This window comes from Limnohabitans sp. (genome assembly GCF_017848645.1).
In the GTDB taxonomy this organism is placed as follows: Bacteria; Pseudomonadota; Gammaproteobacteria; order Burkholderiales; family Burkholderiaceae_C; genus Limnohabitans_A.
Genome location: NZ_JAFEIF010000024.1, coordinates 19,891 through 40,582, shown reverse-complemented (window position 1 = coordinate 40,582; position 20,692 = coordinate 19,891). Strand labels below are relative to the sequence as shown.

Here is a 20,692-nt window from a genome sequence, read left to right as displayed (position 1 = left end):
GTCTGCACGGCCAGGGCATGGCCAAGGAATTCAGAGGGCTTCGAGTTGCTGCAGCTCGGCCAACGTGTTGGCGTTGGCAAAGGCTTGCGGGTTGTCGCCGGGCAGGTCAAAGGGGACGATGGCGCAGCGGTGCTGGCTGGTCCAGGCGTCGATCTTGCGGCCACCGCCTTGGGTGAACTTGACCAGGCTTTCGAGCAGATCGATTTTGAGCAGGCAAAACACGGGCTGTGGGCGCACCGCGCCGTCAAGCTCGGGCGCGGCGGCCATGGCCATGTCGGCGTCTTGCGTGTCCATGGCTTGGACCAAGCGCTCCACCAGATCGAGCGGAAACAAAGGCGTGTCGCAAGGCACGGTGAGCAAGAGCGGGGTTTCGCAGCGCTCCAGTCCGGTAAGGAAGCCTGCCAGCGGCCCGGCAAAGCCGTCGATGCTGTCGGGCCAGACCGGCACGCCCAAGGATTCGTAGGCCGAGAGGTTGCGGTTGGCGTTGATCAGCACTTCTTGCAGCGGCAGGCTTTGCAGCTGCAGGCGCATCAGGGTTTGCAGGGCCAGGGGCAGGCCACGAAAGTTTTGCAGGCCTTTGTCGATGCCGCCCATGCGCGAACCGCGCCCGCCTGCGAGGATGAGGCCGGTGATGCCGGGTGCGTTGTTGTTCATGGCTTTCAGCCTCCGATGTAGCTCATCTCCACCCGACGGCCGGGGCCGCTGGTGGTGTCCGGCCCGCGCAGGCTGCGCAGGCGCGAGTATTGGTCGGTGCGCCCGCGCCAGATGGCATCGACCGTGGCGGCCAGTGTGGTGTCGCTTTGTGTGGGGTCGCGCAAGAGCTGACGCAGGTCGTAGCCTTGGCTGGCAAACAGGCACAGGTACAAACGGCCTTCGGTGGACAGGCGGGCGCGGTTGCAGTCGCCACAAAAGGCCTGCGTCACGCTGCTGATCACACCCACCTCGCCCAAAGTCGGGTCGTACTCACCTTGGGCGTTGGCGTAACCCCAGCGCTCGGCGGTTTCGCCCGGAACAGACGGGTCCAGTTGCACCAGCGGCAACTCGGTCTGCAGCAGGCGGATCACCTCGGCGCTGGGCAGCACCTCGTCCATGCACCAGCCATTCGTCGCGCCCACGTCCATGTATTCAATGAAGCGCAGCACGATGCCCGTGCCCCGGAAATGCCGGGCCATGGGCAGAATTTCGTGCTCGTTGGTGCCGCGCTTGACCACCATGTTGACCTTGATCGGCCCCAAGCCCGCCGCCCGCGCCGCTTCGATGCCGGCCAGCACATCGGCCACTGGGAAGTCCACGTCGTTCATTTGCCGGAACACCGCATCATCCAGCCCGTCCAGGCTCACCGTGACGCGTTGCAAACCCGCGTCTTTCAGGCTTTGGGCCTTGCGGGCCAACAGCGAGCCGTTGGTGGTCAGCGTCAAATCGAGCGGCTGGCCGTCGGGCGTGCGCAACACGGCCAGTTGTTCGATCAGGATCTCGATGTTTTTGCGCAGAAGGGGCTCACCGCCCGTCAGGCGGATTTTGCGCACGCCCCGGCCTACAAACACGTTGGCGATGCGGGTGATTTCCTCAAAACTCAGCAGCTGGCTGTGCGGCAGGTAGGCGTAGTCCTTGTCAAAGACTTCCTTGGGCATGCAGTAACTGCAGCGGAAGTTGCAGCGGTCGGTCACGCTGATGCGCAAATCGGTCAAGGGGCGGCGCAGGCCGTCCAGCGGCAGGGCGCTCAGGTCTTGCCCCACGGGCAAGGGGGGCAAGGGCAGGCTGGGGGGGCGCTGGTCGACCAGCGCAATGACGCGTTCAGACATAGCGGGTGATTGTGCACGAGCCGCCACCTCCTTTGAGGCGGCATGGTCAAGCGCGAATCAAGGGCGTTTTTGCCTCAGCCGTGCGCAATGGCCACGGTTTTGAGGGTGGTGAAGCCCAGCAGGGCTTCCAGGCCTTTTTCGCGGCCGTAGCCCGATGACTTGACGCCCCCAAAGGGCAGCTCCACCCCGCCAGCCGCGCCGTAGTTGTTGATGAACACCTGGCCGCTGCGCACGCGTTTGGCCATGCGGAACTGGCGGCCACCGTCGCGGGTCCAGATGCCCGCGACGAGGCCGAACTCGGTGGCATTGGCCAACTCGACGGCATGGTCTTCGTCTTGGAAGGCCATGGCCGAGAGCACTGGGCCAAAGACTTCTTCCTGCGCCAAACGGTGCATCACCGGCACGTCGCGCAAGAGCACCGGGGCTTGGTAGAAACCACCTGCGGGCACGCCGGGCGCGATCTGACCTTGTGCCACGGTGGCGATGCCGTCGGCGCGGGCCTGGTCCAGAAAACCGGTCACGCGCTCCAGCTGGCTGGCGCGGATCAGGGGCCCCAGGTCCAAGTTCATGGCGGCCGAGCCCACTTGCAGGCGGCCAAAGGCTTCGCCCAGGCGTTTGAGCAATGGCTCGTAAATGCCTTGCTGGATCAGCACCCGCGAGCCCGCGCTGCAGGTCTGGCCCGAGTTCTGCACGATGGCGTTGACGATCACCGGAATGGCCGCGTCCAGGTCGGCGTCGTCAAAAATGATTTGGGGGCTTTTGCCGCCCAGCTCCAGGGTGACTGGGCAATGCCGCTCGGCGGCCACTTGCTGAATGAGCGTGCCCACGCGGGGGCTGCCGGTGAAACTGATGTGGTCGATGCCGGGGTGGCGGGCCAGCGCGTCGCCCACCTCGTGGCCATAACCGGTGACGATGTTCAAGGCGCCGGCCGGAAAGCCGACTTCGGCCGCCAACTGCGCCACGCGGATCAGGCTCAGGCACGCGTCTTCGGCAGGCTTGACGACGCAGGCGTTGCCCGCTGCCAATGCGCCGCCGACGCTGCGGCCAAAAATCTGCATGGGGTAATTCCAGGGGATCACATGGCCCGTCACGCCGTGCGGCTCGCGCCAGGTCAAGACGCTGTAGCCGTTTTGGTAGGGCAGGGTGTCGCCGTGCAGCTTGTCACAAGAGCCGGCATAAAACTCGAAATACCGGGCCAAAGCCACCGCATCGGCCGCAGCCTGTTTGGTGGGTTTGCCGCAGTCGCGCTGCTCCAGCGCCGCCAATTCGCCCGCGTGTTCGGCCACTTTGCGCGACAGCGCCATCAGCAATCGCCCACGTTCCACCCCGGTCAGCCGTCCCCAAGGACCATGAAAGGCGGCCCGCGCCGCTTGCACCGCCTGGTCGATGTCGGCCGCCTGGCTGCGCGGGATCTGCTCGAACACCTGCCCGTCAGAGGGGTCCAGCACGTCGATGGTTTGGCCGGCCAGGGCGGGGGTGGATTGGTTGGCGATGAAGTTGTGTTGCATGCCGCCATTGTCGGTGGTGGGGCGGTCTTGGAAATCACGCAAGAGACAGAGCTGCGCTCAGCTTCGCGACGCGGCCTGAGAGGATTTGGCGGGCAAGTCAATGTTGCTGCACGGGTGCCGTGGACAGCACGGCTTGAATTTCGCAAGCCCGGTGAAAGTAAAATCGGGGTTAATCCCTAGAATTTTTCGTTTCCTCTTAACTTTCAAAAGCAGACACCATGTCCCTGAACAAAGTCACCCCTGGCAGCAAAGTACCTGACGCATTCAACGTGATCATCGAAATCCCGATGAACTCCGACCCTGTGAAGTACGAAGTGGACAAAGAGTCCGGCGCTTTGTTTGTGGACCGTTTCATGGGCACCGCCATGCACTACCCCACCAACTACGGCTATGTGCCCCAAACCATTGCCGGTGATGGCGACCCGGTGGACGTGCTGGTGATGACGCCTTTCCCCTTGCCCCCGGGCGTGGTGGTGTCCTGCCGCGCCATTGGCATCTTGTTGATGGAAGACGAAGGCGGCATGGACGGCAAGATTTTGGCCGTCCCAACCGAAAAAATCCTGCCCATCTACGCCAACATCAAGTCCTTGTCCGATGTGCACGAATTGCAACTCAAGCAGATCGCCCACTTCTTTGAGCACTACAAAGACCTGGAAAAAGGCAAGTGGGTCAAGGTCAAGGGCTGGGAAGGCGTGGAGTCCGCCGCCAAGGAACTGATGGACGGCATCGCCAATTACAAAAAGGCCTGATGGGTCTTGTCCAGTGGCTTCAGTTTGAAGCCGCTTGAACCGCTGAACGCCTGCCCGGTTTGCGCTGCGCAGGCGTTTTTCTTGGGTTTTTTTGCAGCTTTTTTACGGCAGTTTTTTCAAAGGCGAGTGCTGTTGCAGCGCCTCCATGTAGTTGTCAATGCCCGATTTTTCGCGCTCCAAATACCGCGCCACCGCTTCTGAAAAAGCCGGGTGCGCCAGCCAGTGGGCGCTGTGTGTGGGCGTGGGCAGCAGGGCGCGGGCCATTTTGTGCTCACCTTGTGCGCCGCCTTCAAACCGCTTGACGCCATTCTGAATGCACCACTCGATGGGCTGGTAATAACAAGCTTCAAAGTGCAGGCAGTCCACCCGGGCCAGCGCTCCCCAGTAGCGCCCATAAGCCACTTCGGGGTGGCCTGCGGCGTTCAGGTGCAGGCCGATCAGGCTGATGCCCATGGCTTGTCCCTCGTGCTCGGCCACAAAGAGCAGCCAATTGGCGGCCATGTCACGGCGCATGGCTTCGAAAAACTCAGGCTTCAAATAGGGCGCGTTGCCGTGCTCCCAATAGGTTTGCTGGTAGCAGCGCAGCAACAAGGCCCAGTCATCGCCCGTCATGTCGGGGCCACGCACAGCGCGAAAGGTCACGCCCGCTTCAGCCACTTTGCGGCGCTCTTGCCGGATTTTTTTGCGCTTTTCCTGGTTCAGGCTGCTCAAAAAGTCATCGAAGTCGCGCCAGCCCTGGTTTTGCCAATGGAATTGCACCTGGCTGCGCTGCAGCAAACCTGCCGTCTCGCAAGCCTTCAAGTCTTGTGGGCTGCCAAACAGGATGTGCAGCGATGGGATCTCGTTGGTTTGGCACAAATCCAGCAAGGCGGCCAGCAGGGCTTGGCGGGCGGCATCCGACTCGGCCAGCAAACGGCTGCCAGGCACGGGTGTGAAGGGCGACGCGACCAGGGCCTTGGGGTAGTAGTTCAGGCCATGGCGCTCGTAGGCGTCGGCCCAGGCGTGGTCAAAGACATATTCGCCGCGTGAGTGGGTCTTGAGGTAGAGCGGGCACGCTGCTGACAAAGCAGGGCCATTGGGGGTTTCGCGCCACAAGCTGAGCACTTGCAGCGTCCAGCCGGTCTCGGGCACAGCCGATTGGCTGGTGTGCAGGGCCGACAAATAGGCATGCCGCATGAAGGGCGATGGCGCATCCTGCTGTGCGAGCAAGCCGTCCCAAGCCTCAGGCGCGATGCCGCGCAGGTCATCCTCTACCCGGGTGACATAATTCAAGCTCAAATTTTCCAGCACCTGTATGACTCTCCAAATTCGTGTGGCCCAGCTCAACTTTGTCGTCGGTGACATGCAGGGCAATGCCCGCAAAATCATCGACGCCGCCACCTCGGCTTATGCCCAGGGGGCCAGGCTGTTGATCACGCCCGAGTTGTCAATTTGCGGCTATGCGGCCGAAGACCTGCTGCTGCGCCCGGCCTTCATTGACGCCTGTGATGATGCCCTGAAAACGGTGGCCCGCGAACTGGCTGGGTTAAAGGGCCTGCATGTGGTGGTGGGCCACCCCGAAGGTGGTGGCGTGCGCACCCGCAGCGTGGCCGTGACGCGCCGCCACAACCGCGCGAGCGTCTTGTGCGAAGGGCAGGTGGTCTGCGCTTACGACAAGCGCGAGCTGCCCAACTACCAGGTGTTTGACGAGCGCCGCTATTTCTCACCCGGCAACGGGGTGGGGGTCTTTGAGGTCGAAGGCGTACGTGTGGGGCTGCTCATTTGCGAAGACGCCTGGTTCGACGAACCGGCTCGATTGGCGCGAGACGCTGGGGCGCAGGTGCTGGCGGTGTTGAACGCTTCACCTTTTCATGCGGGCAAAGGCCCAGAGCGCGAGCATCGCATGCGTGAGCGCGTGGCTGACAGCGGTTTGCCCCTGGTTTACGCGCACCTGGTCGGTGGGCAAGACGAGGTGATTTTTGAAGGCCGCTCTTTTGCGCTCAATGCCCAAGGCGAAACCGTGGCGCGGGCCGAGGGCTTTCGCGAGGCCGATTTGGCAGTGCAGGCATCGGTTGGCCAGCAAGGTGTGGACTTGAGCGCTGCACCCGAGGCCTTGGTGCCCATGGCCAGCGCCGATGCCGAGCTGTGGGATGCGCTGGTGCTGGGCGTGCGCGATTATTTGGGTAAGAACGGCTTCAAGGGCGCGATTTTGGGCCTCTCGGGCGGCATCGATTCGGCGCTGGTGCTGGCCATCGCAGTGGATGCCATTGGCGCCGACAAGATCCACGCGGTGATGATGCCCTCGCCCTACACGGCCGACATCAGCTGGATCGATTCGCGCGACATGGTCAAGCGCTTGGGTGTTCGGTATGACGAAATCTCGATCGCGCCTTTGTTTGATGGCTTCAAGCTGGCGCTGTCGGCCCAGTTTGAGGGTTTGAAGGAAGACACGACCGAAGAAAACATCCAGGCGCGCATCCGCGGCACGCTGCTCATGGCGCTGTCCAACAAGACCGGGGCGATTGTGCTGACCACCGGCAACAAAAGCGAAATGGCCACGGGCTACTGCACGCTGTATGGCGACATGGCGGGCGGTTTTGCGGTCATCAAGGACGTGGTCAAGACCCGCGTGTTCGACCTGGCCCGCTGGCGCAACCTGAATGACCCCTATGGCACGGGCAGCCAACCGATTCCCGAGCGCATCATCACCCGCCCGCCCAGCGCCGAGCTGCGCCCCGACCAGAAAGACCAGGACAGCTTGCCAGCTTACGAGGTGCTGGACGCGATCATCCAGCGCTATATGGAAAACGACGAGGGTGTGGAAGCTTTGATTGCCGATGGCTTTGAGCGTGCCGATGTGGAAAAAGTCACGCGCCTGATCAAGCTCAACGAGTACAAACGCCGCCAGTCGCCTGTGGGCATTCGCGTGACGCACCGCAGTTTTGGCAAGGATTGGCGTTATCCTATGACCAACAAGTTTCGCGCCTGACTTCGGGCCACCACCCATTTATTGAGGATTCCCCCCATGAAACAGATCACCGCCGTCATCAAGCCTTTCAAACTGGAAGAAGTGCGCGAAGGCTTGGCCGAGTGCGGCGTGACCGGCCTCACGGTGACCGAAGTCAAGGGTTTTGGCCGTCAAAAAGGCCACACCGAGCTGTACCGAGGCGCGGAATATGTGGTCGACTTTTTGCCCAAGGTCAAGGTCGAGGTGGTTGTCAAGGACGAAGACGTGGACAGCTGTGTGGACGCCATCGTCAAAGCCGCCCGCACAGGCAAGATCGGTGACGGCAAGATTTTTGTGACTTCGGTCGAGCGTGTGGTGCGCATCCGCACGGGTGAGCAGGACGAAACCGCGATCTGATCGGGTGCGGGCGTTGGCCGTCAGGCCCGCCGCTCACCCCCATTCAAAGCAGTTCGATTTTGGCGGGTGGTGAAAAGCCCGCCGCTTCCACCAGATCTTGCAGCAAGACTTCGGGTGCGGTTCCAACGGTCACCAAGCCGGTTTGCCAATCGGCCATGAAGCCCTCTTTGACGACCTGGCCAATGAAGCTCATCAGGCCATCGTAGTAACCGTTGCTGTTGAGGATGCCCACGGGTTTGTCGTGGTAGCCCAGCTGACGCCAGGTCCAGACTTCAAACAACTCTTCGAAGGTGCCGATGCCGCCGGGCAAGGCCAAAAACGCGTCGGCTTTCTCGGCCATCAGGCGTTTGCGCTCGTGCATGGTGTCCACCACATGCAGCTCGGTGCAGCCGTGGTGCGCCCATTCCTTTTCGACCAGCGCCGTGGGGATGATGCCCACCACGGTGCCGCCTGCGGCCAGCGTGGCTTCGGCCACCAAGCCCATCAGGCCGTTGCGCCCACCGCCATAGACCAATTGGCCGCCATGCGCACCGATCCAGCTGCCCACTTGTACGGCAATTTGTGCAAATTCAGGCGAGTTGCCAGGTTTGGAGCCGCAATAGACGCAGATGGAGAAAGCAGGTGCAGCCTTGCTGCTGGCATGGTCTGAAGTCGTCATGGGGTAGGCAAAGGGTTTCAGCGGTAGTTGACGAGGCGGGTGCCCGCCCAGACGTCGTGCCAGAATTGTTTTTGGGCTTGAAAACGGCTGAGCAAGGCCCAGACGATGATCCAGACCATGATCAGCAAGCCGACTTGGCCCGGTTGCAGGCCAAAGGGCAAGGTCAGCAAAAGGGGCGGTAAAAACCAGAGCCAGCTGAGCACATAGCGCAACAAGGCACGGCGCTGGCTCAAGGGCTGCCCCGAGGCTGAGACCACCCGGATGTGCCAGGTTTTCATGGCCAGGGTCTGGCCCCGGTGCCAGAACCAGGTGAAGTAAATGCCAAGAATCAAAAACAGGAAAGCCTGCAAGCCGGGCCGGTTGTCCAGAGCGTGGCGAGTTTGGCTGAGGCTGCCGAACAGATAGCCCGCAATGAACACAACCCCGAAGAGCAGCATGCCTTCGTAAAGCCAGCAGGCCATGCGGCGTTTGAGCGAGGGTGCAGCCAGAGGGTCGGATGCAGTGGGCACGGGGGTGGGGGGCGTCGGTGAAGCGGGCACGCGCTGTGTCATGGGAGCAATGGAATTTTGAAGAGGGGGGCGTCGGGCTTGAGCGCCTCAATCGTCCAGTTTTGTGCTTTTCAGCGAGGTTGGCGAGCGCTCAGTTGTTTAAGCCGATTGTGGCGCAAATGGGCAACTGAACCAGGCCCATCCAATTCAAGAGGGCTGAGGCAACAAGGTTTTGGGGTGGATCGGCTTGGAGGGGGCGACCCGCTGCACGGCCCGTGTGGCATTGACGGGCAGCAGAGGCGGGCTGACCAAGCGGGTGCTGGGCGGCGCAAAGCTGCGGGCAGCACTTTTGACGGGAGGCTTGGGGCCAGAAGACAGCTTGCTTTTTTCCTGGTCGGACAACGCCTGGTAGGCCTCCCACTGGGCCCGTTTGTCCTGGGCAGACAGGGATTGTGTGGCATTGAAGTGAAAACGCGCTTGGCTGCGCTGGCGAGGACTGAGGGCTGCCCATTCGCCCATGCGGCTGTGCAGGGTCAGCTGTTCCTCGTCGCTGAGCTGGAAAAAGTTTCTGGACAAGGCCAGCCATTTTTGGCGTTGCTGAGCCGTCAGTTCATGCCACTCCCCGGCCAAAGGGGCCAGGGCCAATTTTTGACGCTTGCTCAAGGACTGCCAGGCGCCCGAGTCGGGGGCGGGAGAACTGTTGGTGGCACTGGAAGCCGAGGGCACTTGCGCGCTGTTGCCCAGTGCCGGTGTGGCCGGCATGGCCGGATCAGCGGGAGGGGCGCCATAAACGCTGGCTGGTGCGGAGGCATTGGGCAACAACGCCTGTGGTTCGGTCGAGGCTGGGGCCGCGGCGGATGGGGCGGTCGGTGTTTGTGAGCCCACTTGCAAAGCCCAGCTCAGGGCCAGGCCAGCCAGCAAGCATGGGCCCACGCTGGGTCTGAGCCAGTGCAGGCGTCGTCGACGTGCAGTCGGCTCGGCTGCGCGTTGAAAGTCAAACGTCCAACCCGTTTCAGTCATGCCGTGTGTCTTGATGGAGCTGGATTTTCAGGAACTGCACGAAACCAGGGTCGGTATAGGCGTCCGGTGGCAGTTCGTCGAGCAGCAGGGCCGAGTCGAGCGAGGCGATGTCGGACTCGGCCAGGTCTTGCTGCAGCGTCTGGATGAACATCAGGCCCGACACCAGGGCCAACAAAGGCAGTGCCGAGGCCAGGATGCGCCACAAGTTGAGGCCCTCGTCGGGTGGCCCGCTGAGTGTGCCGTTGGCTTGCACGGCCAGGCTGTGGCGCATCAGGCGTTGCGGCATAGGACGAGACTTCAGGGCCATTTGGCGAGCCACGCGCAGACGCTCGCCGATGTCGTGTCCCAGATCCTGCGAGGCCACATTCAATTGCGCGGCCAAAGTTCGGCCCCAAAGGTCCATGTCGGCGGTGGTGGCGGTGGTCGATGTCTGGGAATTTTTCATGGTTTCATGCCTTGGAGGGCCAAGGTGTTACTCAAGGACTGGATGGCGCGGGAGCAATGGGTCTTGACGCTGCCTTCGGAGCAGCCCATCACGGCGGCAGTTTCAGCCACGTCCAGCTCCTCCCAATAACGCAATAGGAAGGCTTCTCGTTGACGTGCAGGCAAGCTCATGATGGCTTTTTCAATGTGTTCCAGGGTTTGCACCCGTCCGAGCCATTGTTCGGCGCTTTGGCTGGCGGGTGCATCGGCATCACCGGTGGTGACTTCGAGCAGGTCAAAGTCGCCCAAGTCATCGCGGTGGTCAAAATCGTCCAGGTTGGAAAACAGGGCATTGCGCGTCTTGCGGCGGCGAAACCAGTCGAGCACGGTGTTGGACAAGATCCGCTGGAACAGCAAGGGCAGCTCTTGTGCTGGTTTGTCCGAGTAATGGCTGCACAGCTTGATCATGCTGTCTTGCACAATGTCCAGGGCTCCCTCCTCGTCGCCCACGTGGTAGTAGGCCCGTTTGAAGGCTTTCTTCTCCACGCTTTTGAGGAAATCAGAAATGTCGGTGTCCGAGGCCAAGGTGCTTGCAGCGGCGGGCTGTGTCCAGTGTGTGCGAGAGTTGGATGCGTGGCCGATTTGTGAGGCCTGTTGCTCGGTGATTATGTCACTTGGACGGTTTTGAGGGCACGATGTTCAACGGCCCAACTGCAACGGTGCGATAATAACGGGTTGCAATTGAAAAAAAGCAAACGGATCACCGTCCGGCACTTATACAGTTTGGTGCCCATGTCTGTGGTCTCAAGTCCCAAAGCCACTTCACAAGAGTCGAGCCCAGGGGCACCCAAGGTTTTTCGTTAGAGAAATTCACAAAGGTTGAATATATGGAAATCAATAAAGCCGAAATGGCATCCGCTGCGTCTATCGCTTCTTCTGGCCAAGAATTGCGTGGGGCCGAAATTCTGGTCAAAGCGCTGCAGGCCGAAAACGTCGAGTTTGTCTGGGGTTACCCCGGTGGGGCTGTGCTCCACATCTACGACGCGTTCTACAAGCAAGAAACCATCCAGCACGTTCTGGTGCGCCACGAGCAAGCTGCGGTGCACGCGGCCGATGGCTATGCCCGCGCCACAGGCGAGGTGGGTGTGGCCTTGGTCACCTCAGGCCCCGGCCTGACCAACGCCGTGACCGGCATCGCCACCGCCTACATGGACAGCATCCCCATGGTCATCATCAGCGGGCAGGTGCCCACTGCGGCCATTGGCCTCGATGCCTTCCAGGAATGCGACACAGTGGGCATCACCCGCCCCATCGTCAAGCACAACTTCTTGGTCAAAGATGCCAAGGACATGGCCGAGGTCATGAAAAAAGCTTTCCACATTGCCCGCACTGGCCGCCCCGGCCCTGTGGTGGTGGATGTGCCCAAGGACGTTTCTTTCAACAAAACCCTGTACACCGGCTACCCCGACAAAGTCGAGATGCGTTCGTACAACCCGGTGCGTAAAGGCCACGGCGGCCAGATCCGCAAGGCCATGCAGCTCTTGATGTCGGCCAAGCGCCCCTACATCTACACGGGCGGAGGTGTGCTGCTGAGCAACGCCAGCCCCGAGTTGCGCGCCTTGGTGGACATGCTGAACTTCCCCGTCACCAACACCCTGATGGGTCTGGGCGCGTTTCCGGCCAATGACCGCCGCTTCTTGGGCATGCTGGGCATGCACGGTACGCTGGAAGCCAACAATGCCATGCAAAACTGCGACGTCTTGCTGGCCATCGGTGCGCGTTTTGACGACCGGGTGATTGGCAACCCCAAGCATTTTGCGCAGAACGAACGCAAGATCATCCACATCGACATCGACCCCTCCAGCATCTCCAAGCGCGTCAAGGTGGATGTGCCCATCGTGGGCGACGTGAAAGACGTGCTGACCGAGTTGATGGGCATGATCCGCGAGTCCGGCCTCAAACCTGACGGCCAGGCGCTGGCGCAGTGGTGGGAAACCGTTGAAGGCTGGCGCAGCCGCGACTGCATGAAGTACGACAGCCAAAACAGCTTGGTCATCAAGCCACAAAAAGTCATTGAGACCCTGTGGGACATGACCAAGGATGCAGACGCTTACATCACTTCCGATGTGGGCCAGCACCAGATGTGGGCGGCGCAATACTACAAGTTCAACGAGCCACGCCGCTGGATCAACTCGGGCGGTTTGGGCACCATGGGCGTGGGCATTCCCTATGCCATGGGCATCAAGCTGGCCAAGCCTGACAGCGAGGTGTATTGCGTGACGGGTGAAGGCTCGGTGCAAATGTGCATCCAAGAGCTCTCGACTTGCCTGCAGTACAACACGCCCATCAAAATTGTGGCCCTGAACAACGGTTACCTGGGCATGGTGCGCCAGTGGCAGGAGATCGATTACTCCGGTCGCTACAGCCACAGCTACATGGATGCCTTGCCTGATTTCGTGAAGTTGGCCGAGGCCTATGGCCACGTCGGTATCTTGGTGGAAAAGCCTGAGGACGTGGAGCCTGCTTTGCGTGAAGCACGCAGGCTCAAGGACCGCACGGTTTTCCTGGATATCCGTACGGACCCGACTGAAAACGTGTTCCCCATGGTTCAGGCAGGCAAAGGCATCACCGAGATGCTGATGGGCGCTGAAGATCTTTAACTGAACTGGACGAATCTATTGTCCGTCAAGCCTGCGCATTACCGTGCGCAGGGGAGGGCGGCGAAAAGAGGAATCACACATGAAACACATCATCGCTGTATTGATCGAAAACGAAGCGGGCGCCTTGTCCCGCGTGGTGGGTCTGTTCTCGGCCCGAGGCTACAACATCGAGTCCTTGACCGTGGCCCCGACCGAAGACCCCAGCCTGTCGCGCATGACCATCCAGACCGCTGGCTCTGACGATGTGATTGAGCAAATCACCAAGCACCTGAACCGCCTGATCGAGGTGGTCAAGGTGGTGGACCTGACCGAAGGCGCTTACACCGAGCGCGAGCTGATGCTGGTGAAGGTGCGCGCCGTGGGCAAGGAACGCGAAGAAATGAAACGCATGGCCGACATCTTTCGCGGCCGCGTGATCGACGTCACCGACAAGAGCTACACCATTGAGCTCACCGGTGACCAGTCCAAGAACGACGCCTTTTTGGAGGCGATCGACCGCAGCGCCATTTTGGAGACCGTGCGCACGGGTGCGTGCGGTATCGGGCGCGGCGAGCGCATCCTGCGCGTCTAAACCCACTCATTGAACCTGTTTATTCCTAAGGAGAACCCTGTGAAAGTTTTTTACGACAAAGATTGTGATCTGAGCGTCATCAAGGGCAAGACCGTTGCCATCATTGGTTACGGCTCGCAAGGCCACGCACACGCCCAGAACCTGAACGACAGCGGCGTCAAAGTGGTCGTGGGTTTGCGCAAAGGCGGCGCATCGTGGGACAAAGTCGGCAAAGCCGGCTTGACCGTGATGGAAGTCAACGACGCTGTCAGGGCTGCTGACGTGGTCATGATCTTGTTGCCCGACGAGCAAATCGCCGACGTGTACAACAACAACGTGGCCCCCAACATCAAGGCTGGCGCTTCTTTGGCGTTTGCCCACGGTTTCAACGTGCACTACAACCAGGTCGTTCCCCGCGAAGACCTGGACGTGTGGATGGTCGCACCCAAGGCCCCCGGCCACACCGTGCGCAACACCTACACCCAAGGCGGCGGCGTGCCCCACCTGGTGGCGATTCACCAGGACAAGAGCGGCAAGGCCCGCGCTTTGGCCCTGAGCTACGCCATGGCCAACGGTGGCGGCAAGGCCGGCATCATCGAAACCAACTTCAAGGAAGAGACCGAGACCGACTTGTTCGGCGAACAAGCTGTTCTGTGCGGTGGCGCTGTTGAGCTGATCAAGATGGGCTACGAGACCTTGGTGGAAGCCGGTTACGCCCCTGAGATGGCTTACTTCGAGTGCTTGCACGAGTTGAAGCTGATCGTGGACCTGATCTACGAAGGCGGCATCGGCAACATGAACTACTCGATCTCGAACAACGCTGAATACGGCGAGTACGTGACAGGTCCTGAGGTCATCAACGAGCAGTCGCGCGAAGCCATGCGCAACGCCTTGAAGCGCATCCAGACTGGCGAATACGCCAAGATGTTCATCCTAGAAGGTCGCACCAACTACCCCAGCATGACGGCTCGCCGTCGCTTGACTTCCGAGCACTCCATTGAAGTCGTGGGCGCACAATTGCGCGCCATGATGCCTTGGATCGCCAAGAACAAGCTGGTTGACAAGACCCGCAACTGATCTGGCCCTTGGGCAAGATAGGAAAAGGCCACTCAGGTGGCCTTTTTCTTGGGCGCTGGGTCTGCCTTAAACTCGGCTGACATGGGATGGATCCAAAAAAACCGCAACAGGAATGGACGATGAGCAAAACCAACAACACCGCTGAAGACGCAGACGGCCCAGCGCCGGTGCGCAAGCCCTCCAAGGGCATTTACATGCTGCCCAATATGATTACTTTGGCAGCATTGTTTGCGGGTTTTTATGCCATCGTCATGGCCATCAACGGCCGTTTTGACTTGGCCACCGTGGGCATCTTCAGTGCCATGGTGCTCGACAGCCTGGACGGCCGCGTGGCCCGCATGACCAACACCCAAAGCGCCTTTGGCGAGCAAATGGATTCGTTGTCCGATATGGTGTCTTTTGGCGCTGCGCCTGCCTTGATCGCTTATGTTTGGACCCTGAAGGAGTTGGGCCGCTGGGGCTGGATTGCCGCTTTTGTTTACTGCGCATGTGCTGCTTTGCGCCTGGCACGTTTCAACGTCAACACGGGCGTGGTGGACAAACGTTATTTCCAGGGCCTGCCCTCGCCAGCGGCAGCGGCTTTGGTCATGGGTTTTGTCTGGATCATGTTTGAAAACGCCGTGCCCGCCAAAGCCGTGTCCTGGGGCATGTTTGCCGTGTGCCTGTTTGCGGGCCTGACCATGGTGACCAATGTGCCGTTTTACAGCTTCAAGGACATGCACATGAAAAAGAGCGTGCCGTTTGCCACGCTGGTGCTGGTGGCTTTGGGCATTGCGGCCGTCAACATCGACCCCCCCACCGTGTTGTTCGGCTCGTTTGTGGCTTACGGTTTGAGTGGTTATGTGATTTATGTCTGGCGCAAGGCCAAAGGCCAGCCCACCAGCATGATCAGCACCTCCACCGACGAGCCCGATGAACGGGGCCTGCACCAGTGATGTCCACTGCACGACAGTTCGGGTTTTGAACTGTGCTAAAGTGTTTATATGAATTTTTCTTTGTTTGCACTACTGCTAGCGCCCCTCGGGCGGGATGTGTAGCGCACGCAAACATTTTCCCAAAAGGCCCGAATGCCATCCGCATCGGGCCTTTTGCATTTTTGCTTGGACTTGCGGGTTTTTGACCAGGAGTGAACATGACTGACAAACTGATTATTTTCGACACCACTTTGCGTGACGGCGAGCAGTCGCCCGGCGCTTCCATGACCCGCGACGAGAAGCTGCGCATTGCCCGCCAGCTGGAGCGTCTGCGCGTGGACGTGATCGAAGCCGGTTTTGCCGCCAGCTCCAATGGTGATTTTGAGGCCGTCAAAAGCATTGCCGACGCGATCAAGGACTCCACCATTTGCTCCTTGTCGCGTGCCAACGACCGCGACATCTCGCGTGCGGCCGAGGCCCTCAAAGGCGCCAACAGCGGCCGCATTCACACCTTCATTGCCACCTCGCCCCTGCATATGGAAAAGAAGCTGCGCATGACACCTGACCAGGTGTTTGAGCAAGCCAAGCAGTCGGTGCGTTTTGCTCGCAATCTGGTGGGTGATGTCGAGTTCAGCCCGGAAGACGGTTACCGCAGCGACATGGACTTTTTGTGCCGTGTGCTCGAAGCGGTGATTGCCGAGGGTGCCACCACCATCAACGTGCCCGACACCGTAGGTTATGCGGTGCCTGAGCTGTATGGCGAGTTCATCCGCACCCTGCGTGAGCGCATCCCCAACTCCGACAAAGCGATTTGGTCCGTTCATTGCCACAACGATCTGGGCATGGCTGTGGCCAACTCCTTGGCGGGCGTGAAGATCGGCGGCGCACGCCAGGTCGAGTGCACCATCAACGGTTTGGGTGAACGTGCGGGCAATTGCTCGCTCGAAGAAGTGGTCATGGCCGTCAAGACGCGGCGCGACTATTTTGGCCTCGACATCGGCATTGACACCAGCCACATCGTAGCCGCCAGCCGCATGGTCAGCCAGACCACCGGTTTTGTGGTGCAGCCCAACAAGGCGGTGGTGGGGGCCAACGCCTTTGCCCACGCCTCAGGCATTCACCAAGATGGCGTGCTCAAGGCGCGTGACACCTACGAAATCATGCGTGCCGAGGACGTGGGCTGGACCACCAACAAGATCGTGCTGGGCAAGCTGAGTGGCCGCAACGCATTCAAACAGCGTTTGCAGGACTTGGGCGTCACTTTGGACAGCGAGACCGAAATCAACAACGCCTTTGCCAAGTTCAAGGAACTGGCCGACCGAAAGAGCGAGATTTTTGACGAGGACATCCTGGCCTTGGTCAGCGACGAAAGCGTGACGGCTGAAAAAGAGCAATACGGCTTTGTCTCCATGTCTCAGCACAGTGAGACCGGCGAGCGGCCCCACGCTTCGGTGGTGTTCACGGTGGCGGGCAAAGAGGTGCAAACCCAGTCCGATGGCAATGGGCCGGTGGACGCCTCGCTCAAAGCCATTGAGTCGCACATCAAGAGCGGCGCAGAGATGGTGCTGTATTCGGTCAACGCGATCAGCGGCTCCACCGAGAGCCAGGGCGAAGTGACCGTGCGGTTGCAAAACAGTGGGCGCGTGGTCAACGGGGTCGGTTCTGACCCCGACATTGTCGTGGCCTCGGCCAAAGCCTACCTGAGCGCCCTGAATAAATTGCAGAGCAAGGCAGATCGGGTGGCTGCACAAGGATAAAATAGATACCAAATGAGTAATTAATTGCTTTATAAAAGTCGCGTAAGTCATTGTTCTTGCGCGACTTTTTTTATTTGGATACACTCAGATACACATTTGAAAAAATCAGACTCTCAGGACATGCCGTTGAAACCCATCTCTATTTTTCCATCGCCAAAATCCTGGTTGCGCATGGCTGTTTTGGCCTTGACCGTGGGTTTGATCACGATCGTGTCGGGTCAGTTGAGCTTGGCCTACGCGCAAGCCGGTAAACAGGCACCTTCTAAAGCACAAAAGAACAAGAAGAGTGCAGAAAAGTCGGCCGGACCGCGCAAGAACCAAAACGCCAAAGCTGCACCGTCCCGGAAAAATCAAGTGGCCAGGTCCTCTGGTCGTCAACAACAAACGGCCAAAGCTTCCCTGAACGCAAGAAATTTTAAAAATAGCGAAAACGCACGCCCCATTCGCGCATCCTTTGGTCAAATGGCGGGCCTGCATGGCACTTCGGATGCCTTGGGTCTGCACTCCAGCGTAGCTTTGGTGGTGGACCAAGAGACCCAAGAGGTCCTTTACAGCAAAAACGACCACGCCGTTTTGCCCATCGCTTCATTGACCAAACTGATGACGGGCCTGATCATCGCCGAGGCCAATTTGCCCATGGACGAGCGCATCCGCATCACGCAGGCCGACGTGGACACGGAAAAAGGCAGTTCCTCCCGCCTGGCCGTGGGCACCGAACTCAGCCGCGCAGACCTGATGCATTTGGCGCTGATGTCCAGCGAAAACCGTGCAGCCCATGCGCTAGGGCGCACGTTTCCTGGCGGCATGGATTTGTTCGTCAGCCGCATGAACCAACGGGCACGTTCCCTGGGCATGACGGACACCCGTTATGTGGAGCCTACGGGCTTGTCCAGCCAAAACCAGTCCAGTGCCAATGATCTGGCCGTCTTGGCGGCCAAAGCCTACAAAGAACCCATGCTGCGGGAGTGGTCGACTTCCCACGGTCGCGAGGTCTCGGTGGGCAGTAGGACGCTGCAATACAACAACACCAATGGCTTGGTGAAAAGTCCGCAGTGGGACATTGGTCTGCAAAAGACCGGTTACATCTCCGAGGCCGGTCGCTGCCTGGTCATGCAAGCCCAGGTGGCGGGGCGCAATTTGATCATGGTCTTTCTCGATTCTGCAGGCAAGTTCAGCCGCATTGGCGATGCCGAGCGCGTGCGCAAGTGGCTCGAGCAAAAGTCGTCCATGGACAGTCGCTCTTTGGAGACAGCGGCGCATATGCCAGGCTGATGTCGCCACGCGGCCGCAGGTAGCAGGCCGTTAGCGCCCCTCGTGGTGGCCCAAGGTTTCTGAAATCGCTTTGGCGGTTTCCTGCAATTTGGGCAGCCAGCTTTCATCCAAGCGATCGGCTGGGGCCGAAATGGACAGCCCGGCCAGCAGCTTGCCTTGGTCGTCGTAGATGCCTGCCGCGATGCAGCGCACACCCAACTCCAGCTCTTCATTGTCACGCGCAAACCCCGACTGGTTGACGCGGGAGAGTTCTCTCTCCAGCACTTGCAGCTGTGTGATGCTGTTGCGCGTCTGTCCTGCGAGACCGGTGCGCGTGGCATAGGAGCGCACCCGCAAGGGGTCGTCAGCCGCCAAAAAGAGCTTGCCCACCGACGTCAAGTGCAGAGGGGCTCGTCCGCCGATGGCGCGAACCACCTGCATGCCCGAGCGCTCGCTGTAGGCGCGTTCGATGTAGACGATTTCGTCACCTTGGCGCATGCTCAAGTTGACCGGTTGCTGAATGAGCTTGTGCAAATCACGCATGGGGGCCAAGGCCGCATCACGCACATTGAGGCGGCCTTTGACCAGGTTGCCCAATTCAAGCAATCGCATGCCCAGGCGGTAGCTGCCCGCTTCGGGGCGGTCCACAAAACGGCCTGTGGCCAGGTCATTCAGGATGCGGTGCGCTGTAGAGGGATGCAGCCCGGTTTTTTGGCTGATTTCCTTGAGTGAGATGGCTTCTTCGCGGGACGCCAGCACGTCGATCAAAGTGAACATGCGTTCAATCACCTGGATGGTGGGCGCGGTCGTGAGGGCGGGGTCTTTTTTCATCGTGTACTGCCAATGCGATTCATTTTACACAGTGAAATGAAGGGGGTGTTTTGTGGTGATGGACCAGAGATCTGAATCGATTCAAGTCACAAATGGCCACTCACTCAAAAGCCTGCCACTGTCCCTGTACCCGAAGCTCACAGGGCTTGAAGCGGGACTTGTAATTCATCTTGGGACTGCCATCGATCCAGTAACCCAGGTAAACATAGGGCAGTCCCAGTTGGGCCGCTTGCTGGATTTGCCAGAGAACCCCGTAGGTGCCATAACTGGCCACATCATCAGGCTCGTAAAAGGTGTACACCGCCGACAAACCATGGTTGAGCACGTCCACGATGCTGACCATTTTCAGTTCGCCAAGCGCCTCGCCAACCCCTGGGTTTCTGAATTCCACAATGCGCGAGTTGACACGGCTTTGCAGCAGGAACTGGGTGTATTGGTCCACGCTGTCGTGGTCCATGCCGCCGCCCGGGTGTCGCGTGTTCTGGTAGCGCAGATACAGCGCGTAATGCTCGGCGTCGTACTGCAAGTCGAGCACCCGCACGCGCAAATCGCGGTGAGCCTGCCAAGCGCGGCGTTGGCTGCGGTCGGGCTTGAACGCGTCAACTTGCACGCGCAAAGGCTGGCAGGCTTGGCAGCCATCGCAATAGGGTCGATAGGTGAAGAGGCCGCTGCGCCGAAAGCCCTGTTCTACCAAGTCCGCATACACCTCGTTGTGGATCAGGTGGCTGGGGGTGGCCACCTGGGAGCGGGCCGAGCGATCAGGCAAATAGCTGCACGCGTAGGGGGCGGTTGCGTAAAACTGCAGGGCCTGCAGTGGGAGTTCTTTGAGTTGGCTCATTGGGGGGCGACCAGTGAAGCCAGAGCGGACCAGCTCAGGGACTGATGGGCCCAATCAATGGGGGCTTGCTCGCGGCCTTCGTAAACGCCGTGCAAAAAGTCGCTGCGCGGAATTTCGCGGGCACCCAGCGAGGCCAGGTGCCGGGTGTTTTGTTGGCAGTCAATGGCGCTGACGCCGTGCTGCAAGCAGACGCTGACCAGGCAAGCCAGCGCCATCTTGGAGCCGTCGGGGATGGTGGTGAACATCGACTCGCCAAACACGGCGCGGCCCAAGGCCACAAAGTACAGTCCTGCCACAAGTTCCCCCCGGATGCGCAACTCACAGCTGTGGGCCAGGCCCATGCGGTGCAGCTCTTCGTAAGCGGCGACCATCTGGGGCACGATCCAGGTGCCTTTTTGACCTGCGCGGGGCGACGTGGCGCAGCGGCGGATCACTTGCGCAAAGTCGCGGTCAAAACACAGCTCAAAGTCGGGTGTCAGGCTCCAGCGTTTGAGGCTTTGCTGCAGCGATCGGTGGAAACGGAAATCACGGGTTTGCAGCACCATGCGCGGGTCTGGACTCCACCACAGCACCGGCTGGCCTGCATTGAACCAAGGGAAAACGCCCTCGGCATAAGCGTCCATCAAGCGCTGTGCCGACAAATCGCTGCTGGCAGCCAGCAAGCCTGGCGCGGGCGTTGAGTCATCCCAAGCCCCACTGACTGGGGGAAGAGGCTGACCCTCCACGATCCAGGGCAGCTCGGGGGTAGGGGAATGCGCGTCGGCTTCGCTTGTCATGGCGCAATTACACAATAAAAGCTGGGCGGCGGCACAGCGCTATGATT

The 20,692-nt window shown here is 60.2% G+C and carries 21 protein-coding genes; 9 read left to right on the top strand and 12 right to left on the bottom strand.

From position 1 onward, the window contains the following. Window positions 1-30: 30 nt before the first annotated feature. The 3 genes from mobA to QZ190_RS05970 all read right to left on the bottom strand — a co-directional run bounded on the left by mobA (window position 31) and on the right by QZ190_RS05970 (window position 3,310). Window positions 31-654 (bottom strand): molybdenum cofactor guanylyltransferase MobA, encoded by a 624-nt coding sequence (mobA, locus tag QZ190_RS05980; protein WP_291914679.1) that lies wholly within the window; start codon window positions 652-654, stop codon window positions 31-33. A gap of 5 nt (window positions 655-659) precedes the next feature. Continuing rightward, the gene (gene moaA / locus QZ190_RS05975) at window positions 660-1,802 is read right to left on the bottom strand and encodes a GTP 3',8-cyclase MoaA (protein WP_291914677.1); all 1,143 of its coding nucleotides are present in this window, start codon (window positions 1,800-1,802) and stop codon (window positions 660-662) included. A 74-nt stretch (window positions 1,803-1,876) separates the two neighbouring features. After that, the gene (locus QZ190_RS05970; protein WP_291914752.1) at window positions 1,877-3,310 is read right to left on the bottom strand and encodes an aldehyde dehydrogenase family protein; all 1,434 of its coding nucleotides are present in this window, start codon (window positions 3,308-3,310) and stop codon (window positions 1,877-1,879) included. A gap of 218 nt (window positions 3,311-3,528) precedes the next feature. Between QZ190_RS05970 and ppa the strand changes: the two genes are divergently transcribed. Further along, window positions 3,529-4,059: an inorganic diphosphatase gene (ppa, locus tag QZ190_RS05965; protein WP_291914675.1), complete on the top strand. Its 531-nt coding sequence runs from the start codon at window positions 3,529-3,531 to the stop codon at window positions 4,057-4,059. A 102-nt stretch (window positions 4,060-4,161) separates the two neighbouring features. Here the strand turns inward: ppa and QZ190_RS05960 are convergent, their stop codons facing one another. After that, a complete protein-coding gene (locus tag QZ190_RS05960; protein WP_291914673.1) occupies window positions 4,162-5,349 on the bottom strand; it encodes a GNAT family N-acetyltransferase in 1,188 nt (395 codons plus the stop codon). A gap of 4 nt (window positions 5,350-5,353) precedes the next feature. Here QZ190_RS05960 and QZ190_RS05955 point away from each other — a divergent pair, with 4 nt between their 5' ends. Both QZ190_RS05955 and QZ190_RS05950 read left to right on the top strand, forming a co-directional pair. Beyond that, window positions 5,354-7,027 (top strand): NAD+ synthase, encoded by a 1,674-nt coding sequence (locus QZ190_RS05955; protein ID WP_291914671.1) that lies wholly within the window; start codon window positions 5,354-5,356, stop codon window positions 7,025-7,027. Between the two features lie 36 nt (window positions 7,028-7,063). Continuing rightward, window positions 7,064-7,402: a P-II family nitrogen regulator gene (locus QZ190_RS05950; protein ID WP_090047178.1), complete on the top strand. Its 339-nt coding sequence runs from the start codon at window positions 7,064-7,066 to the stop codon at window positions 7,400-7,402. Between the two features lie 43 nt (window positions 7,403-7,445). Here the strand turns inward: QZ190_RS05950 and QZ190_RS05945 are convergent, their stop codons facing one another. From QZ190_RS05945 to QZ190_RS05925, 5 genes are all read right to left on the bottom strand, one after another. Beyond that, a complete protein-coding gene (locus tag QZ190_RS05945; RefSeq protein ID WP_291914667.1) occupies window positions 7,446-8,060 on the bottom strand; it encodes a TIGR00730 family Rossman fold protein in 615 nt (204 codons plus the stop codon). A 17-nt stretch (window positions 8,061-8,077) separates the two neighbouring features. Continuing rightward, the gene (locus QZ190_RS05940; RefSeq protein ID WP_291914665.1) at window positions 8,078-8,611 is read right to left on the bottom strand and encodes an RDD family protein; all 534 of its coding nucleotides are present in this window, start codon (window positions 8,609-8,611) and stop codon (window positions 8,078-8,080) included. A 144-nt stretch (window positions 8,612-8,755) separates the two neighbouring features. Then, entirely contained in the window at window positions 8,756-9,568 is an 813-nt protein-coding gene (locus QZ190_RS05935; RefSeq protein WP_291914663.1) for a DUF3106 domain-containing protein, read from the bottom strand. Next, window positions 9,561-10,013 carry a DUF3619 family protein gene (locus QZ190_RS05930; protein ID WP_291914661.1) on the bottom strand — a complete coding sequence of 151 codons (453 nt, stop codon included), beginning with the start codon at window positions 10,011-10,013 and terminating at the stop codon, window positions 9,561-9,563. Before QZ190_RS05930 ends, QZ190_RS05935 begins: the two co-directional genes overlap by 8 nt. Next, entirely contained in the window at window positions 10,010-10,576 is a 567-nt protein-coding gene (locus QZ190_RS05925) for an RNA polymerase sigma factor (RefSeq protein WP_291914660.1), read from the bottom strand. Before QZ190_RS05925 ends, QZ190_RS05930 begins: the two co-directional genes overlap by 4 nt. 302 nt (window positions 10,577-10,878) lie before the next feature. Here QZ190_RS05925 and QZ190_RS05920 point away from each other — a divergent pair, with 302 nt between their 5' ends. The 6 genes from QZ190_RS05920 (at window position 10,879) to QZ190_RS05895 (ending at window position 18,221) form a co-directional block, all read left to right on the top strand. Beyond that, entirely contained in the window at window positions 10,879-12,651 is a 1,773-nt protein-coding gene (locus QZ190_RS05920; protein ID WP_291914658.1) for an acetolactate synthase 3 catalytic subunit, read from the top strand. A gap of 79 nt (window positions 12,652-12,730) precedes the next feature. Then, a complete protein-coding gene (ilvN, locus tag QZ190_RS05915) occupies window positions 12,731-13,222 on the top strand; it encodes an acetolactate synthase small subunit (RefSeq protein ID WP_019429372.1) in 492 nt (163 codons plus the stop codon). Window positions 13,223-13,261: 39 nt separating this feature from the next. Further along, entirely contained in the window at window positions 13,262-14,278 is a 1,017-nt protein-coding gene (ilvC, locus tag QZ190_RS05910; RefSeq protein WP_291914653.1) for a ketol-acid reductoisomerase, read from the top strand. Window positions 14,279-14,397: 119 nt separating this feature from the next. Then, window positions 14,398-15,213 carry a CDP-diacylglycerol--serine O-phosphatidyltransferase gene (gene pssA / locus QZ190_RS05905; protein ID WP_090142987.1) on the top strand — a complete coding sequence of 272 codons (816 nt, stop codon included), beginning with the start codon at window positions 14,398-14,400 and terminating at the stop codon, window positions 15,211-15,213. Window positions 15,214-15,410: 197 nt separating this feature from the next. Beyond that, window positions 15,411-16,949, top strand: a complete 1,539-nt coding sequence (locus QZ190_RS05900; RefSeq protein WP_291914650.1) for a 2-isopropylmalate synthase — start codon at window positions 15,411-15,413, stop codon at window positions 16,947-16,949. Window positions 16,950-17,120: 171 nt separating this feature from the next. After that, on the top strand, window positions 17,121-18,221 hold the full coding sequence (locus tag QZ190_RS05895) for a serine hydrolase (protein ID WP_291914649.1): 1,101 nt from the start codon (window positions 17,121-17,123) through the stop codon (window positions 18,219-18,221). A 30-nt stretch (window positions 18,222-18,251) separates the two neighbouring features. Here QZ190_RS05895 and QZ190_RS05890 read toward each other — a convergent pair whose 3' ends face one another. From QZ190_RS05890 to aat, 3 genes are all read right to left on the bottom strand, one after another. Then, the gene (locus tag QZ190_RS05890) at window positions 18,252-19,031 is read right to left on the bottom strand and encodes an IclR family transcriptional regulator (RefSeq protein WP_291914647.1); all 780 of its coding nucleotides are present in this window, start codon (window positions 19,029-19,031) and stop codon (window positions 18,252-18,254) included. Window positions 19,032-19,131: 100 nt separating this feature from the next. Beyond that, window positions 19,132-19,869 (bottom strand): arginyltransferase, encoded by a 738-nt coding sequence (locus QZ190_RS05885; RefSeq protein WP_291914644.1) that lies wholly within the window; start codon window positions 19,867-19,869, stop codon window positions 19,132-19,134. After that, window positions 19,866-20,645, bottom strand: coding sequence for a leucyl/phenylalanyl-tRNA--protein transferase (aat, locus tag QZ190_RS05880; protein WP_291914643.1), 780 nt, complete (start codon window positions 20,643-20,645; stop codon window positions 19,866-19,868). Before aat ends, QZ190_RS05885 begins: the two co-directional genes overlap by 4 nt. Between the last annotated feature and the right edge of the window lie 47 nt (window positions 20,646-20,692).

Excerpts from the sequence above, each read along its gene's own strand:
- aat (WP_291914643.1), bottom strand. The coding sequence starts at position 20,645 with ATGACAAGCGAAGCCGACGCGCATTCCCCTACCCCCGAGCTGCCCTGG.
- QZ190_RS05920 (WP_291914658.1), top strand. The coding sequence starts at position 10,879 with ATGGAAATCAATAAAGCCGAAATGGCATCCGCTGCGTCTATCGCTTCT.
- QZ190_RS05940 (WP_291914665.1), bottom strand. The coding sequence starts at position 8,611 with ATGACACAGCGCGTGCCCGCTTCACCGACGCCCCCCACCCCCGTGCCC.
- QZ190_RS05935 (WP_291914663.1), bottom strand. The coding sequence starts at position 9,568 with ATGACTGAAACGGGTTGGACGTTTGACTTTCAACGCGCAGCCGAGCCG.
- QZ190_RS05895 (WP_291914649.1), top strand. The coding sequence starts at position 17,121 with ATGGCTGTTTTGGCCTTGACCGTGGGTTTGATCACGATCGTGTCGGGT.
- QZ190_RS05930 (WP_291914661.1), bottom strand. The coding sequence starts at position 10,013 with ATGAAAAATTCCCAGACATCGACCACCGCCACCACCGCCGACATGGAC.
- QZ190_RS05955 (WP_291914671.1), top strand. The coding sequence starts at position 5,354 with ATGACTCTCCAAATTCGTGTGGCCCAGCTCAACTTTGTCGTCGGTGAC.
- QZ190_RS05970 (WP_291914752.1), bottom strand. The coding sequence starts at position 3,310 with ATGCAACACAACTTCATCGCCAACCAATCCACCCCCGCCCTGGCCGGC.
- QZ190_RS05885 (WP_291914644.1), bottom strand. The coding sequence starts at position 19,869 with ATGAGCCAACTCAAAGAACTCCCACTGCAGGCCCTGCAGTTTTACGCA.
- moaA (WP_291914677.1), bottom strand. The coding sequence starts at position 1,802 with ATGTCTGAACGCGTCATTGCGCTGGTCGACCAGCGCCCCCCCAGCCTG.
- ppa (WP_291914675.1), top strand. The coding sequence starts at position 3,529 with ATGTCCCTGAACAAAGTCACCCCTGGCAGCAAAGTACCTGACGCATTC.
- QZ190_RS05890 (WP_291914647.1), bottom strand. The coding sequence starts at position 19,031 with ATGAAAAAAGACCCCGCCCTCACGACCGCGCCCACCATCCAGGTGATT.
- QZ190_RS05950 (WP_090047178.1), top strand. The coding sequence starts at position 7,064 with ATGAAACAGATCACCGCCGTCATCAAGCCTTTCAAACTGGAAGAAGTG.
- pssA (WP_090142987.1), top strand. The coding sequence starts at position 14,398 with ATGAGCAAAACCAACAACACCGCTGAAGACGCAGACGGCCCAGCGCCG.
- mobA (WP_291914679.1), bottom strand. The coding sequence starts at position 654 with ATGAACAACAACGCACCCGGCATCACCGGCCTCATCCTCGCAGGCGGG.
- ilvN (WP_019429372.1), top strand. The coding sequence starts at position 12,731 with ATGAAACACATCATCGCTGTATTGATCGAAAACGAAGCGGGCGCCTTG.
- QZ190_RS05945 (WP_291914667.1), bottom strand. The coding sequence starts at position 8,060 with ATGACGACTTCAGACCATGCCAGCAGCAAGGCTGCACCTGCTTTCTCC.
- QZ190_RS05900 (WP_291914650.1), top strand. The coding sequence starts at position 15,411 with ATGACTGACAAACTGATTATTTTCGACACCACTTTGCGTGACGGCGAG.